Raw genomic sequence first — 14,730 nt, 5'->3', positions numbered from 1 at the left:
GAAGAATGAATTGGAACTATTTTACCTTTGCTAAATCGCACGCAGGAAAAGTACGCCCTTATAACGAGGATGCTCTGTTGGATATGACAGAACAGCATATTTGGGTGGTTGCCGATGGAATGGGTGGACATAGTGCTGGCGATATAGCAAGCCAGATGCTAGTGGATAGAGTCGCGCGCCACATGCAGGATGTCTCCAATACTAGTATCGATGATATCCGAAGAGTGGTTCAAGAAGCGAACTTAGAAATTTACCAATACGCACAAAATCACTTAGACGGTAAAACGATGGGAACAACACTTGTTTTGTTGTTTATTCAGGATGGGTATTACCACTGTCTTTGGGTGGGTGATAGCCGAATTTACCAGCTTAGAAGTGGTAATTTTGTCCAAAAAACACGTGATCATAGTCAAGTCATGGACTTAGTGGATCAGGGCTTATTGGCATTTGAAGATGCCGAATCTCACCCTCTTGCAAATGTTATTACCAGAGCTGTTGGGGTCGACGAAAGTGTCACTATTGATCAAGTTTCAGGGCAGTTGGCTGACGGCGATCAGTTTCTACTCTGTAGCGATGGACTCTCTAAGGAACTTACGAGTGAGGAAATTCATCGGACATTGTATGCAGACTCAGTCAACCAAGCTGGATTAGCGCTCATGCATTCGGCTTTGGTTCGGGGCGCAAGTGATAACGTAACTTGTGCTTTGATCAAAGTTCGCCAAGCGCAAACGGAGTGCGAAACAGTAACTAGAGAAGACGCGACAATACCTGTCTTTCTAAGAGGGAGAGCTTATGAGTAATGAAATGTTTGATTGGTATGAACAAGCGTTGGCCCCTATATCTCAAGAAAATCCTACAGGTGTTGATCCTAGAGAGGATGTATCACCACAGTCTGCTTACTATCGGTTGAAAGATCAGCGTATGGCCGCCCGCAACGCTGAACGTAATGCTCTTATAGAAGAAGAAAGTATCTATACCCACAGTAATTTATGGCGAGTATTTATTGAAGATGTCCCAGAAATACTCACGAATCAGTCTAAAGATTTGGAATTTGTTGCCTGGCTTATAGAAGCCCTAACTCGATTGTATGGTTTTCGTGGTATGGGCGTTGGCTACAAACTCGCAACCAGTTTAATTGAGAACTTTTGGGATGATCTGTACCCAATGCCTGATGAAGATGGTATTGAGACAAGAATATCGGCGATTATTGGCCTCAATGGTATCGATAGTGAAGGAACACTTATTTTTCCAATTGCTTGTATACCATTGACTGACTTAGGCGTGGAGCAAGCTTATGCCTATTGGGAATATCAGCAAGCTATAGAGCTTGAGCGCTTAGACGAAGATAAGCGCCGAAATCGAGTCGAGCTTGGGGCTGTTGAGCTATCTGAAATTACAACTACGGTTAAGTCGACTTCTGATACGTTTTATCGAGAATTAATCACGGATTTGGAGTTCGCTAAGGAATCATTTAATGAATTCAGTCAGCGATTAGATGAAGCGGTCGGTGATGTGACTCCTAGTTCTTATATATCAAAAAGACTTGAATCAATACACTCGGCATTAAAGCACCTTCTTGGAGATCGTTTTAATCAACCACAAGCAGTGATTGAAGAGCTAGAGGATCTTGATGAATCTTCTTCTGAACAACCGTTAAGTTCACAAAGTTGTGATGCATTATTAGCGACAAACATGAAATCACGAGAGCAGGCAATTAGACAATTGCAGCAAGTAGCTGATTTCTTCCGAGAGAGTGAACCTCACTCACCAGTTTCTTACTCCATCGAACAGATCATTCGTTGGTGTGGGATGCCTCTGCCGGAGTTACTGGCGGAACTTATCTCCGACGGGGATGCAAAGAAAAGCTACTTCCGTTTGGTTGGCATAGCAGAACAAAATGAAAATTAATAAAGGGAGAATGGTATGACGAGTATCCACTCGAAACTATCACGAGTACGGAAGCCTCGTGTCCACATTACCTATGATGTTGAAACTGAAGGTACAACTCTTAAGAAAGAACTGCCTTTTGTTGTAGGTGTAATGGGTGATTTCGCTGGTCAAAACACAGAAGCGTTGAAGCCATTAAAAGACCGCCGTTTTATTCAGATCGATCGAGATAACTTTGACGATGTACTCAAAAAAATGAATCCATCGGTGAAGTTTAAAGTTGCGAATAAGCTTGCGAATGACGATTCACAGTTTGAGGTCGATTTAAACTTTAAATCAATGCAAGACTTTGAGCCTGCTGCGATCGTAAATCAAGTTGATCCACTACGCCAATTGATGGAAACGCGTAATAAACTGCGTGATTTGATGACAAAAGTTGACCGCTCAGAAGAGCTTGAAAATATCCTAGAGGATGTTTTGAACAATACGGACAATCTGGCAAGACTTGCAGGCGAGTTAGATCTTGACAAGAAAGCGAAGTCAGACAGTACTGAAGGAGCGGAATAATGACGACTGAAGCTGAAAAACAGTTAGATCCAACAGTTAATGAACAGACAACTTCATTCTTAGATCAAGCTATTGGTGCGACTAAGCAGACCGAAGCTTCTCGTGCTGAGGAGCTGATTAAAACGCTCGCTGAAGAAGCAATGAAAGGGACAGTTACTTGGAACAAAAACCTAACAGTAACTTTTCGTGAAGCGATTAATTTGCTCGATAGGCAGATTTCTGATCAGTTGTCTGAAGTAATGCATCACCCAGAATTACAGAAACTCGAAGGTTCTTGGCGCGGCTTAAATTATCTAGTGATGAATTCAGAGACCAGCTCTACTCTGAAAGTTCGCATGATGAGTATGACCAAGAAAGAGCTACATAAAGACTTGAGCAAAGCTGTTGAGTTTGATCAAAGCCAGATCTTTAAAAAGGTTTACGAGTCTGAGTTTGGTAGTGCTGGTGGTGAACCGTATGGTGCATTGATTGGAGACTATGAGTTTACCAACCACCCAGAAGATATTGAGTCGTTACGCCTAATGTCAAATGTAGCGGCTTCTGGTTTCTCTCCATTCTTGTCCGCGGCTTCACCAGCACTATTCGGCTTTGATGAGTGGACTGAGCTGTCAAAACCACGCGACCTAGATAAGGTATTTGAATCACTAGAATACGCCCAATGGCGTTCGTTCCGCGAGAGTGCCGATTCGCGCTTCGTTAGTCTGACGATGCCAAAAGTCCTTGCTCGTTTGCCATACGGACAAGCTACCGCTCCAGTCGAAGAGTTTGGGTTTGAAGAGTTCGAAGTAGATCCTGTTTCAGGTATTGCTGTTAACGCTGAACATAACGACTACTGTTGGATGAACTCTTCGTATGTTCTTGGTGTTAAGTTAACCGACGCATTTTCAAAATATGGATTTTGTACTGCCATCCGTGGTGCAGAAGGCGGCGGTCGAGTGGATAACTTGCCAACGCATTTCTTCATGAGTGATGATGGCGACCCTGATATGAAGTGCCCAACAGAGATTGGTATTACCGACAGACGTGAGGCGGAGCTTGGTAAGCTTGGTTTCTTACCGCTTTGTCACTACAAAAACACCAACTATGCAGTGTTCTTTGGTGCGCAAACCTGTCAAAAACCAGCGAACCATGAATCCCCTGAAGCAACGGCCAATGCGGCCATTTCTGCCCGCCTACCTTATATGATGGCAACATCTCGTTTTGCGCATTATTTGAAAGTAATGGCTCGAGATAAAATTGGTAGCTTTATGGAAGCAGAAGACGTTGAGTCTTGGCTGAACCGCTGGATCCTAGGTTACGTCAATGCTTCTGAAGGCGGTGGTCAAGAGATCAGAGCGAAATACCCTCTAGCAGACGCTCGTGTTCAGGTTAAGGAAATTCCTGGCGCACCTGGTTCTTACAATGCCGTAGCATGGCTGAAACCTTGGTTGCAAATGGAAGAACTGACGACATCTTTGCGACTTGTGGCCAAGATCCCTCAGTCAGGTGGATAAGAAATGAATTGGCTGGTCGAAAGGCCAGCCATGACCAATCTTTATGTTCTAGATGGAATTAGCAGTGTCACTTAACTTTCGCGACCCTAGCAAGCTAAAACATGAGTTCAGTACCGGAGGCTACGCTGAACTTGATAGCCCGTGGTTGACTCGATTCAATGAATCTTCTGATCTTGTAGCGTCAGCGCGAATTTGGTTAGAAGGTACACGTTCAAGAGATTTGGACAGCTTTCGTCATAGTGTGATGAACACAATTAACCGCATTGATGAGCTATTAGAATCTCAACTCAATGAAATATTACATCATCCTGAGTTTCAACAGCTCGAAAGGGGGTGGGTTGGAGTTAGGTATTTATGTGAACAGGTTGATTCTCGTTCATCGGATTCTGTAAAAGTTAAGGTTTTAACGGCGACATGGAATGAAATCAGTAAAGATGCTTTAAAAGCCATCGAGTTTGACCAATCAGCACTATTTAAGTTGCTCTATCAAAATGAATATGGCACGGCAGGGGGAGAACCCTTTGGTGTGGTGGTTGGAGATTATCAGCTTCGCTGTGATCCTAGTAAAAATTATTTTGATAGAGATCTGTCTGTGTTGAGTAAGATCTCTCAGTCTGCAGCTGCAGCATTCAGCCCATTTATCATGTCTGCGTCGCCAGAGATGTTTGGTGTTGATAGTTTCGCTCAACTCTCTGCGATAAGAGATATAGCAGCCCAATTTGAACAGGAAGATTATGCAAAGTGGCGTAGTTTGAGAGACAACGATGATGCTAAATTTATTGGTTTGACTGCACCTAACGTCTTGTTCCGTCAGCCATACAAAAGTGATGGCTCGCGGAATGATAAATTCAACTTTCAAGAACACATCTACGACTCCAACCGAGATTTGCTGTGGGGGAGTAGTGCGTACTGTTTTGCTGCCGTATCAATTAGAGCATTTCAGGAACATGGTTGGTTCACGCATATGCGAGGGATTAAACAAGGCGATTACAGTCAGGGTATTATCGTCGCTCCTACAAGGAGCACGATGCGTGTTAATGGCAAGAATGACCGTGAAAGATGTCCGTTAAACTTGAAAATCTCTGAGAGAAAAGAACAAGAATTGTCTGAGTGCGGTTTTATTTCTATTTCTCCAATACCTGAGACCGATATGGTAGGGATGACCTCGAATGTATCTCTCTACAAGCCCAAACAATACGCAGAAAAGCATATTTCAACGAATGCAAAACTGACATCGATGTTGCAATACACATTGTGTGTATCGCGAGTCGCACATTATCTCAAGGTTATGGGGCGTGACAAAATTGGTGGGTATCAAGACGCGGAAAGCCTAGAGCGTGACTTTCAACGCTGGTTACACCAGTACACTACCGCATCAGATGAAGCGTCTGATGAGCTTCGGGCTAAATACCCCCTAAATGAAGCAAAAATTACAGTTCGAGAGAAAAGAGAAACTCCTGGACATTATTACTCAGTTATCCATTTGCGACCGCATTTTCAACTCGATCAAATGGTATCTAGCATTAAATTAATTACCGAATTATCACCAGAGCACATGGTGTAAGGAAATAACAATGACTCAATGGAAAAATGCTTTGTCCCAAGGCCTATTGCAACACGCTCTAGAGCAATTAATTGATGAAATTAAAGCAACGCCTAAAGATGCGAGCTTGAGAAGTTCTTTCATTGAGCTTCTGTGCATTGATGGGGACTTCGAGCGTGCGGACGCTCAGCTCATGCAATCGATTAAATTGTTTCCTGAGTATCTGCCTGGTGCAAGTCAGCTGCGACATTTAGTGAAAGCAGCTCAAGCTAGAAAGGATTTTATTAATGGTGCGGCTAGTGCCAAAGTATTAGGTGATGAGGAATTAACTAAAGATCTTGTTCGATTTAATCTTGCTCTCGGAAATCAAGAGTACGAAGAAGCGTCACGTCTATCACATCGCATTGAAGAGCATCGTACTATTAAAGGGTTTAACGTAAACGGCACAAACTACGAAGATGCTAGAGATATTGATGATCGTTTAGGTGGTTACATTGAACTGTTTTCTACAGCAGGTAACTATTTTCTTGTACCCATATCGAGCATCCATACGCTAGAAGTTAAAGCACCTACTTCTTTGTTAGAGAGTATTTGGCGACCTGTCGAGTTTGATATCGATGGACTTGGTGAAGGCGAAGGCCATATGCCTTTGACGTATGTCGACTCAGAGACCGATGCGCAAAAGTTAGGTCGAGAAACGGATTGGAAGCAGATTGGTGAGCAAGAATCTTTTGTTGGCTTGGGTCAAAAATGTTGGTTAGTCGGTGACTCAGCGCTTCCAATCTGTGATTTGACTACATTATTAGAACAGAAACAAATAGCGTAGAAATATCATGTCGTTAACCGTTTCTCTGCTCGACAAATTGATAGATAGTGATCCTCTCACTCGAGATGAGAAAGACTTCCCTGCAAGCCAGCAACAGATGTTGAGCAGCTTACTTAGAGATCTAGAGTCGATGCTGAATAGTCGTATTGGATGGAAAAACATTCCTGATGATCTTCTAGAGGTTCGTTATTCAATATTGAATTATGGGCTGCCAGATTTTTCCTCAATGCCCTATAGCAGCCAAGAAGGGCAGAATCAGCTTTGCGACATCGTTCATGATGCAATTAAAGAGTTTGAGCCGAGGTTAAGGAACCCTCATGTCCAGATTTCGGACGAGAAAAACGCTATTGATAGGGTATTGAGGTTACAGATAAATGCCACTTGCTTAATTGATAACAGTATTCATGAAGTGCGATTCAATTCTGAAGTAGAGCCGGTAAATTTAGGTATGAAACTGAGTAGAGCAAAATGAGTGAAGAGTTTCTCAAGTACTATAATCGCGAGTTAGCTTATTTGCGTCACAAAGGGCAAGAGTTTGGTGAGCAGTATCCCAAGATTGCCGCGAGACTTCGTATTAGTGAGGAACAGGTTGACGATCCACACGTAGAAAGATTGTTAGAAGGCTGCGCATTCCTAACAGCAAGGATTAGACAAAGCTTAGACAATAGTTACCCTCAGTTTACAGAGTCTTTGATGGGACAGTTATATCCGGATTTTCACGCCCCAATCCCGTCAATGTCAGTCATTAAAATGAGCTGTTCTAACTCCACTTCCTCTTATTTTGATGTAGAAGAAGGCGAGCGAGTTGTTATCGGTGCTCCTGGATATCATGAGTGCGAGTTTAGAACTTGTTATCCGGTCAGAATGTATCCTGTTGATGTGACCTCTGGCGTTTTTAAAAATGCGCCTTTCAAGCCAGTTGGCTCACGATGGGAAAGCAATGCTCATTCAGTTTTGAAAGTACAGCTCACGGCTCAAGATGAAGAGACTCCTCTTGGTGAAATGGGGGTAGAACGGCTGCGCTTCTATTTAAACGGTCAATCTCAATTGACTTTTAAGCTCTACCAAATGCTGTTTCAAAACCTAATTGGTTTATCTGTTGTTGTGGATGGCAAAGAAGTTCGTCCTTTAACCAAAAGACATCTTTCTGAAGTGGGATTTTCAGAAGATGAGAAAGTTGTGCCATACAGTAAAAGAAGCTTTTCAGGAGCAAGATTACTTGTTGAGTATTTACACTTTCCTGAGAAGTTTATGTTCTTTGATATCACCGAACTTGGATTATCAGAGCTAGATCTTAGAGAGCAAGTCGAACTGTATTTTTACTTTGATACCAACGATGACTGGCTTCCAAAGCAAGTGGACGAAGAAAGCTTAATGGTAGGCTGTGTGCCTGTGATCAACTTATTTAAAAGTATTATGGAGCCTAAGCGTATTCTACCAACTGAATACGATTACCACTTGTCTCCACAATACCAAGAAGCTGAAAGTAATGAGGTTGTCTCAATTTCTGACGTAACGTTGAGAAACTGGAACAAAACGTACCACAATTTGCCATGTTATCACGCTGGTGAGCACACGCATTATACGAACACTAGTGAGATTTATTGGTTGATGAGACGTGAGGATAAGAACTGGGCTGGTGGGTATGATGAGCCAGGTAGAGAAACTTACATTTCTTTTGTTGATAAAAAACATCAATTGTTCAGCCCGGATAGCCGGGAAAACTGGTTAATGTACGTGGAAGCTGAGTGCTGTAACCGCAACTTAGCGCAGAAACTTCCATTTGGAGGTGGGCTGCCGCAAGTATCTTTACCGGAGGTAAATGACAATTTCGAATCTGTTCGTTGTTTAGTTTCTTTATCAGAAACTATTCGGCCAGAAATGGATGAAAGCACACGATGGCAGTTAACTAAGCTTTTAACTTTAAACCATTTTACCGAGGAAGATGGTTTAGCAACTTTGAAGCAGACCCTTAATCTCTATGCATTTTCTGGGACAGCAGAAACGAAAGCGGTAATCGATGCTTTAACTAAGTTAGAGTTTGAGCCTACTACAGGAAGAATTAGTCAGAAAGGCAAAGTTGGATTTGCGCACGGTATAAAAATTATTTTGACGGTTTCTGATCAAATTTTACCTAAAGAGCAGATCTTTCTCTTAGGTAGTGTTTTATCTGTTTACTTCTCGCAATATGCTGAAATTAACATTTTTACGCAGTTAGAAATAAGACTTAAGTCCACAGGAAAGTCTTTCCACCTATGGCCCGCATTAACTGGCGATAAGGTGTTGCTATGAGCGCGGAACAATTTTATCGAGAATTAAAGCAACATCCATTGTTTGAAGCGATTCATCTTATTGAACACGAAGTTCTGCAAGCAGAGGCGCAAATAGGAACAGATGCGTTACCGAAGCATGAAAAGCTAAACTTAAAGGTTAATCCATCATTAGGTTTTGAAAATGCTCAGCTTTGTGAACTGAAAAATATAGATGACAGCAAGTTAGAGATTGAGACCAATTTAATAGGCCTAACGGGTGAGCAAGGTGTGCTTCCCCAGCACTATAGTGAATTGGCTTTACATCGCCAAAAAGAAGGTGATACGGCTATGGTGGACTTCTACGATATTTTCAATCATCGCTTATTATCTCTTTATTATCGATGTTGGCAATTGAGTCAGCTGACTGTTCAGTCTCGTGCGCATGCGCAGGGCGCGCGTTCGCCGTTAGAAAGCTGTAAATCGGCATTAACTGGGAAAGGGAGTTCACTGTCCCGGCACTATGGTGGTGTGTTTGCTTCACCAGTGAGAAGTAAAGGTGGACTAAAAAGTATTCTTGAATGTTTATCTGGATGCCAAGTAAAAGTTCATGAATTTCAAGGACAATGGTTACACCTTACGAAAGAAGAGCAAACACGCCTTGCATCCCGAACTATGCCTGAAGGGCAGTTTGCTCAACTTGGTTTAGGAGCGTCTTTGGGTTCGAAAGCATGGAACATCAACGCGGGGACAACAATAGAATTTCTGCCAAAAGATAAACAGCTAGTTAGTAAATTGCTTCCTAACCAACCCAATATAGCAATCATTAAGAACGCTGCTTATGAGTTGATTGGAAAACATAAACAACTGAAGTGGCAGCTCACCACCAAACATAGTTTGCTACCACAAGCTTGTTTATCGAAACAGCAGGGGCAGTTAGGTATTGGTTCTGTGCTTAAAAAACACGAACGTACAAAAGATCGAACTATAACAATTACTATTTAAAGGAAATGTAATGGCTTCACTCTCACTTTCAGCGTTGGTCGAAAGATTGTCTCCTCAGGCTAAGGAAACACTTGAACAGGCAGCTGCGATGGCAAGCTCCCGAACTCATCACAGTATTGAAATGTCTCACTGGTTAATGATGATTATCCGCCATCCTGACGATATTTACTCTGAAGTTTTTGACGAATTTGATGTCGATAAAATCAAGGTTGAAACCGATATTCAAAAGGCATTAGAAAAATACAAAACAGGATGCCAGTCGGTGCCTGGGCTATCAGCTCATACGGTGACTGTTATGCAAAATGCCTTGTTGTCTGCAACCATTGAATTCAATCAAGAACAGTTGGGGTGCATCCATCTTTTATTTGCCTACTTGTCTGATGATACGTTAGTCAACATGGCTGGTTCGATTAGTCCTGAACTAAACAAGATAGAACCATCTCGCTTATTGAACTTTAAAGAAAGTAATGCGCCTCAATCAAGATCGAATGACTTAGCGCAGTCAAACGCGAATTCCGCCTTGAATCAATTTACAACAGACCTTACTGAGCAAGCTAGGGAAGGTAAAATAGATCCGGTGATAGGTAGAGATAATGAAATTCGCCTAATGATCGATATTTTATTAAGACGCCGACAAAACAACCCGATTCTTACGGGAGAAGCTGGTGTTGGAAAAACAGCCGTTGTTGAAGGTTTGGCGCAAAAGATCATTGATGGCGATGTACCTCCCGCTCTGCAAAATGTGGCAATTAAGTCTCTGGATTTGGCGTTACTGCAAGCCGGCGCAGGCATGAAAGGTGAGTTTGAAAACAGGCTTAAGAACCTTGTTAAGGAAGTAAACGACGCTCCACAGCCTATTATATTGTTCATTGATGAAGCTCATGGCCTAATTGGCGGTGGTGGGCAAGCGGGCCAAGGTGATGCGGCGAATATTCTGAAGCCAGCATTAGCGAGAGGTGAACTCAGAACGATCGCAGCAACAACGTGGGCAGAGTATAAAAAGTATTTTGAAAAAGATGCAGCTTTAACTAGGCGTTTTCAAGTCGTAAAGGTTGATGAGCCTGCCCCTGAACTCGCGATCGAAATGTTACGAGGCTTACTTGATGTAATGGCACAACACCACGATGTTCATATCACTAACCAAGCTCTCAATGCAGCGGTCCAACTCTCAGCTCGATACATTAATGGTCGTCAACTGCCAGATAAAGCGGTTTCTGTTTTGGATACGGCCTGCTCTCGAGTTGCGTTAAGTCAGTCATCTACACCGGGAGGCCTAGATGCGAAAAGAAATAAACTTAAAGCAAAGCAAGCTGAGTATGAGCATCTTAGCCAAGAGAATCGGCTAGGAGCATCTCTTGATGTGCAGCTGCAAAGTGTCCGAAAAGAGATTGATGCGCTATCTAATGACATTATTGAATTAGAAGTACTTTGGGAAAAAGAAAAAGAATGGGTAAGTGAAGCTAAGTCACTTAGAACCCAAATAATCCAGGAGGGTTCTGAGACTGCGAGAGACAAGTTACAAGAGCTTGAAAATAACCTCTCCGCTAACTCACAGCCCTTAGTTTTTTCGCATGTAAATGAAGCGCTAATCGCAGAAGTTATTTCGGATTGGACCGGTATACCGCTGGGTAAACTTCAGGATGATGAAATCCAAGCAGTATTGGGTTTGAAAGAAAGTTTGTGCAAGCGAGTTGTCGGGCAGGATCACGCTTTAGAGCTCATGTCTGAAGTGATAAAAACCGCGAGTGCGCAGCTCACGGATGAGACACGACCAAATGGTGTATTTCTCCTAACCGGACCAAGCGGAGTGGGTAAAACCGAATCGGCTTTGGCGATTGCAGAGAAAGTGTATGGTAGTGAAGAAAATGTCACGACTATCAATATGTCGGAATTTAAGGAAGAGCATAAAGTCTCATTGCTATTAGGTTCTCCTCCTGGTTATGTCGGTTATGGAGAAGGAGGTGTACTGACTGAAGCTGTTAGACGTAAACCTTATAGTGTAATTCTCCTCGATGAAATGGAAAAAGCGCACCCTGGTGTTCAAGATATTTTTTATCAGGTATTTGATAAAGGCTCAATTAAAGACGGTGAAGGTCGAGATATAGACTTTAAAAACACTATTATTATTATGACCGCGAACACAGGGACCGAAACGACGATGTCTTTGTATTCTGATCCTGATTTAGCGCCTGAGCCGTCAGCACTAAAAGATGCTTTACGCGATGATTTGTTGGTTGACTTTAAACCAGCATTTTTAGGGCGTGTGAATGTATTACCTTATTTGCCTCTATCAAGAAAAGTATTGATAGAAATAACAAAATTAAAGTTGGATAAAATTACGACTCGTATTCGTAAGCACTATAACGCTGACCTGTTTTTTGATGAGGAACTAATTAATGATATTGTAGATAATAGCAATGAGTCTGGGAGTGGTGCGCGTGTGGTACAAACAACCATAGAAAATACATTGCTTCCGAAGATTTCTCATGAAATATTGCATGCAATTCTTAATGATAAGACGTTTGATGAAATTATTGTTAAAGGTACAACTAGTGGACTTGATGTCTCAATAGTTTAACATCCTTTACACTCTCAATAATAATTGGGAGTTGGTTCATATTAACTATTATTTTTTATAAAAAACGCTTAAATTAAATCTTATTTAAAGATATAACAGGGCGTATTTAAAATGAAGTTTTTGATACATTAATCACTAATTATCACCAAACGTCAGATAATTAAATTATTACGATATATGTCAATTAATAATGCTATAGGAGATTAGCATGCAGTCTAATACGTATCTTAAATACGCAGATATTAAGGGTGAGGCAACAGCCGAGCAATACAAAGATTTGATTACACTACTATCTGTAGATTGGAGTGTAGGTCGTGAGATCTCATCATACACTGGTACAGCGATGGACCGTGAAGCGAGCGCTACTCGTCTATATGATTTGACTATCACTAAACTTCAAGACCGTTCTTCTCCTGACTTATTTAAAGAAGCGACGATTGGTAAAGGTAAACCAGCGGTTTTCCATATTACTAAGCAGGGTGAGAAGGTTGAAGAGATCATGAAGATCGAACTGACTGATGCGATGATTTCTAACTACTCAGTTTCTATCCAAGACGATCGTCCAGTTGAAACTATCACAATTTCTTACACAGAAATGATGATGACAGTGACTCCTACTGACGATAAGAACAACACTTCTGCTCCATTGGTATACGGCTACAGCGGTGTTAAAGGTCAACAAATGTAATTTTCATGCGGGGGAGTATTCCTCCGCATTTTTTTGAAAGAAGTATTTAATGAAAAGAGCAACTCAAGATAACAATTTCATCCGAATTTCTTCCCCATTCGGTAAAGATGCCATCATACTAAACTCGTTTGAGTATAAAGAAGAGATCTCAGAACTTTTTTCATTGCGTGCTAAAGCTTACTTTAATGATCAACGAAGTGAGTTAAACGAAATTATTGGTAAGGAAGTTACCATTACCCTTGAAAATAATGAGGATGTTTCTTCAAATCCTCGTTATATGCATGGTTACGTTTCTGCTGCAAGATTAGAAGGGAAAAGGGTTTCTAATACACATAAAGGCGAAAATTATAAAAACATAGAATTATTAATAGAGCCTAAATTACGTTTCGCTGAATATCGAAAAAATTGCAGAATATTTCAGCATAAAGATATAAAGGAAATTATCTCTGAAGTACTATCGGAGCATAGTGTTGCCTTTAGTTTTGAGCTAACCAAGTCCTATCCTAAATACACGTACAAAGTACAATATGAAGAATCAGATCTTGAATTTGTTCGACGTCTGTTATCGGAAGAGGGGCTATCATTTTGTTTTACACATACTAAGTCTGCCCATACGCTCAATATTTTTGATGACATCAGTTTTTATAAGCCGGGTACTGAGTTTTTAGTCGATTTTGATACAGGTACGGCGAAATCTAGCCACATTTCTTCTTGGCATGAAACGCAAATTCTGACTACTAAAGCGAGTCAAAAGTCAGGCTATAACATGCTCAAGCCTTCTTCGAATCCTAAAAATACTGCAAAGGGTGAAAGTGATTTTTTTACAGTGCCTGAAAGCGAGTATTTTGAATACATGGGTGAAATGGAGAGCAATGATCAATACGCACTGAGAAACACGCATGCAATAGAAGCACTACAGCAAAATGCATATTTGTGTCGTGGCGAGGCTACGTGCAGAACATTCAGCGTAGGCAAGTGCTTCAAGTTTAAAAAACATGAAGATAAATCTCGAGTCGGCAAAGAATATGTACTGTCTTCTGTTTTTTTGTCTGCTGCTGTTTATAACCAGACTGGTCAAGGTGGCACCGGTGCGCAAGGTGTCAAAGTCTCGTTTAGTTGTGTTGACTCAAAGACAATCCTTCGTCCTTCAGTTAACTATCCGAAACCTCAGATGAAAGGTTTGCAAACTGCAATAGTTACGGGGAACAAAGATGGTGAAATTTACATAGACAAACATGGCCGTATCAAAGTTCAGTTTCACTGGGACCGTGTTGGTAAATACGATGTAAATAGTTCATGTTGGATTCGTGTTGCGCAAAATATCGCAGGTAACGGATGGGGGTCGGTGTTTCACCCTAGAGTCGGACAAGAGGTCATCGTCGAGTTTGTCAACGGAGACCCTGATCAACCAATCGTTACGGGGTCACTATATAACGGTAGTCAACTCCCTCCTTACGCTTTACCAGAGCAAAGTTCTCAGAGTGGTTATAAATCACGCTCTGTACAAAAAGGTACATCCAATTTTAATGAGTTGCGCTTCGATGATAAGCCTGGTGAAGAGCACATTTATCTTCATGCTGAAAAACTGTTCCAAATGCTAGTTGAAGACTGTGTTGATATCGCCGTTGAAAACAGTAAAACCGAAAAAGTGACCAATGATGTTAATCAAGAGGTTGGTCAGAACGCGAGCTTGAAAGTAGGTAAAAACTTTTCGAATGAAACGGGTGAAGTGCTGTCTTTTAATGCAGGAAAGAGCGTCGAGATCAAAGTAGGTGGTGCTTCTATTCAGATGTCTAGCTCTGGAGAAATCAATATCAAAGGTAATAAAATATCCATTAACGGCTCAGCTATTGCTCTTAAAGCTGGGCAAATTTCATTGAACTAAGGTGATTTA

The 14,730-nt window shown here is 41.6% G+C and carries 12 protein-coding genes; all 12 read left to right on the top strand.

Translation table 11 applies throughout. The features are described from left to right. Positions 1 to 5 precede the first annotated feature (5 nt). The 12 genes from UQW94_RS02200 (at position 6) to tssI (ending at position 14,721) form a co-directional block, all read left to right on the top strand. The gene (locus UQW94_RS02200) at positions 6 to 800 is read left to right on the top strand and encodes a PP2C family protein-serine/threonine phosphatase (RefSeq protein WP_005387527.1); all 795 of its coding nucleotides are present in this window, start codon (positions 6 to 8) and stop codon (positions 798 to 800) included. Beyond that, positions 793 to 1,908, top strand: coding sequence for a type VI secretion system protein TssA (gene tssA / locus UQW94_RS02195; protein WP_258514666.1), 1,116 nt, complete (start codon positions 793 to 795; stop codon positions 1,906 to 1,908). The genes UQW94_RS02200 and tssA overlap by 8 nt, the downstream gene beginning before the upstream one ends. A gap of 15 nt (positions 1,909 to 1,923) precedes the next feature. Next, entirely contained in the window at positions 1,924 to 2,454 is a 531-nt protein-coding gene (gene tssB, locus UQW94_RS02190) for a type VI secretion system contractile sheath small subunit (RefSeq protein ID WP_005387524.1), read from the top strand. Continuing rightward, positions 2,454 to 3,947 (top strand): type VI secretion system contractile sheath large subunit, encoded by a 1,494-nt coding sequence (gene tssC / locus UQW94_RS02185; protein WP_005375950.1) that lies wholly within the window; start codon positions 2,454 to 2,456, stop codon positions 3,945 to 3,947. The genes tssB and tssC (UQW94_RS02185) overlap by 1 nt, the downstream gene beginning before the upstream one ends. Positions 3,948 to 3,999: 52 nt before the next feature. Continuing rightward, complete coding sequence (tssC, locus tag UQW94_RS02180; RefSeq protein ID WP_225473122.1) at positions 4,000 to 5,511, top strand: type VI secretion system contractile sheath large subunit; 1,512 nt, start codon at positions 4,000 to 4,002, stop codon at positions 5,509 to 5,511. A gap of 10 nt (positions 5,512 to 5,521) precedes the next feature. Further along, entirely contained in the window at positions 5,522 to 6,316 is a 795-nt protein-coding gene (locus UQW94_RS02175) for a type VI secretion system accessory protein TagJ (protein ID WP_318070638.1), read from the top strand. 7 nt (positions 6,317 to 6,323) lie between these two features. Further along, positions 6,324 to 6,788, top strand: a complete 465-nt coding sequence (gene tssE, locus UQW94_RS02170) for a type VI secretion system baseplate subunit TssE (RefSeq protein WP_017635621.1) — start codon at positions 6,324 to 6,326, stop codon at positions 6,786 to 6,788. Further along, positions 6,785 to 8,608 carry a type VI secretion system baseplate subunit TssF gene (tssF, locus tag UQW94_RS02165; protein ID WP_005387518.1) on the top strand — a complete coding sequence of 608 codons (1,824 nt, stop codon included), beginning with the start codon at positions 6,785 to 6,787 and terminating at the stop codon, positions 8,606 to 8,608. The genes tssE and tssF overlap by 4 nt, the downstream gene beginning before the upstream one ends. Continuing rightward, positions 8,605 to 9,570: a type VI secretion system baseplate subunit TssG gene (gene tssG / locus UQW94_RS02160; protein ID WP_005375963.1), complete on the top strand. Its 966-nt coding sequence runs from the start codon at positions 8,605 to 8,607 to the stop codon at positions 9,568 to 9,570. The genes tssF and tssG overlap by 4 nt, the downstream gene beginning before the upstream one ends. A 10-nt stretch (positions 9,571 to 9,580) precedes the next feature. Next, positions 9,581 to 12,148, top strand: coding sequence for a type VI secretion system ATPase TssH (gene tssH, locus UQW94_RS02155; protein ID WP_025767715.1), 2,568 nt, complete (start codon positions 9,581 to 9,583; stop codon positions 12,146 to 12,148). Positions 12,149 to 12,356: 208 nt separating this feature from the next. Next, positions 12,357 to 12,836 carry an Hcp family type VI secretion system effector gene (locus UQW94_RS02150; RefSeq protein WP_005375967.1) on the top strand — a complete coding sequence of 160 codons (480 nt, stop codon included), beginning with the start codon at positions 12,357 to 12,359 and terminating at the stop codon, positions 12,834 to 12,836. A 49-nt stretch (positions 12,837 to 12,885) separates the two neighbouring features. Next, positions 12,886 to 14,721 (top strand): type VI secretion system tip protein TssI/VgrG, encoded by a 1,836-nt coding sequence (gene tssI / locus UQW94_RS02145; protein WP_017820211.1) that lies wholly within the window; start codon positions 12,886 to 12,888, stop codon positions 14,719 to 14,721. Positions 14,722 to 14,730: the final 9 nt, after the last annotated feature.

This window comes from Vibrio sp. PBL-C16, from assembly GCF_034321865.1.
Taxonomy (GTDB): domain Bacteria; phylum Pseudomonadota; class Gammaproteobacteria; order Enterobacterales; family Vibrionaceae; genus Vibrio; species Vibrio alginolyticus.
The sequence above is the reverse complement of the archived record's forward strand: the minus strand, read 5'-3'. Positions and strand labels throughout refer to the sequence as shown.

Bases quoted from the DNA above. Each gene is read 5' to 3' on its own strand.
- UQW94_RS02200 (WP_005387527.1), top strand. From the start codon at position 6: ATGAATTGGAACTATTTTACCTTTGCTAAATCGCACGCAGGAAAAGTA.
- tssA (WP_258514666.1), top strand. From the start codon at position 793: ATGAGTAATGAAATGTTTGATTGGTATGAACAAGCGTTGGCCCCTATA.
- tssB (WP_005387524.1), top strand. From the start codon at position 1,924: ATGACGAGTATCCACTCGAAACTATCACGAGTACGGAAGCCTCGTGTC.
- tssC (WP_005375950.1), top strand. From the start codon at position 2,454: ATGACGACTGAAGCTGAAAAACAGTTAGATCCAACAGTTAATGAACAG.
- tssC (WP_225473122.1), top strand. From the start codon at position 4,000: ATGGAATTAGCAGTGTCACTTAACTTTCGCGACCCTAGCAAGCTAAAA.
- UQW94_RS02175 (WP_318070638.1), top strand. From the start codon at position 5,522: ATGACTCAATGGAAAAATGCTTTGTCCCAAGGCCTATTGCAACACGCT.
- tssE (WP_017635621.1), top strand. From the start codon at position 6,324: ATGTCGTTAACCGTTTCTCTGCTCGACAAATTGATAGATAGTGATCCT.
- tssF (WP_005387518.1), top strand. From the start codon at position 6,785: ATGAGTGAAGAGTTTCTCAAGTACTATAATCGCGAGTTAGCTTATTTG.
- tssG (WP_005375963.1), top strand. From the start codon at position 8,605: ATGAGCGCGGAACAATTTTATCGAGAATTAAAGCAACATCCATTGTTT.
- tssH (WP_025767715.1), top strand. From the start codon at position 9,581: ATGGCTTCACTCTCACTTTCAGCGTTGGTCGAAAGATTGTCTCCTCAG.
- UQW94_RS02150 (WP_005375967.1), top strand. From the start codon at position 12,357: ATGCAGTCTAATACGTATCTTAAATACGCAGATATTAAGGGTGAGGCA.
- tssI (WP_017820211.1), top strand. From the start codon at position 12,886: ATGAAAAGAGCAACTCAAGATAACAATTTCATCCGAATTTCTTCCCCA.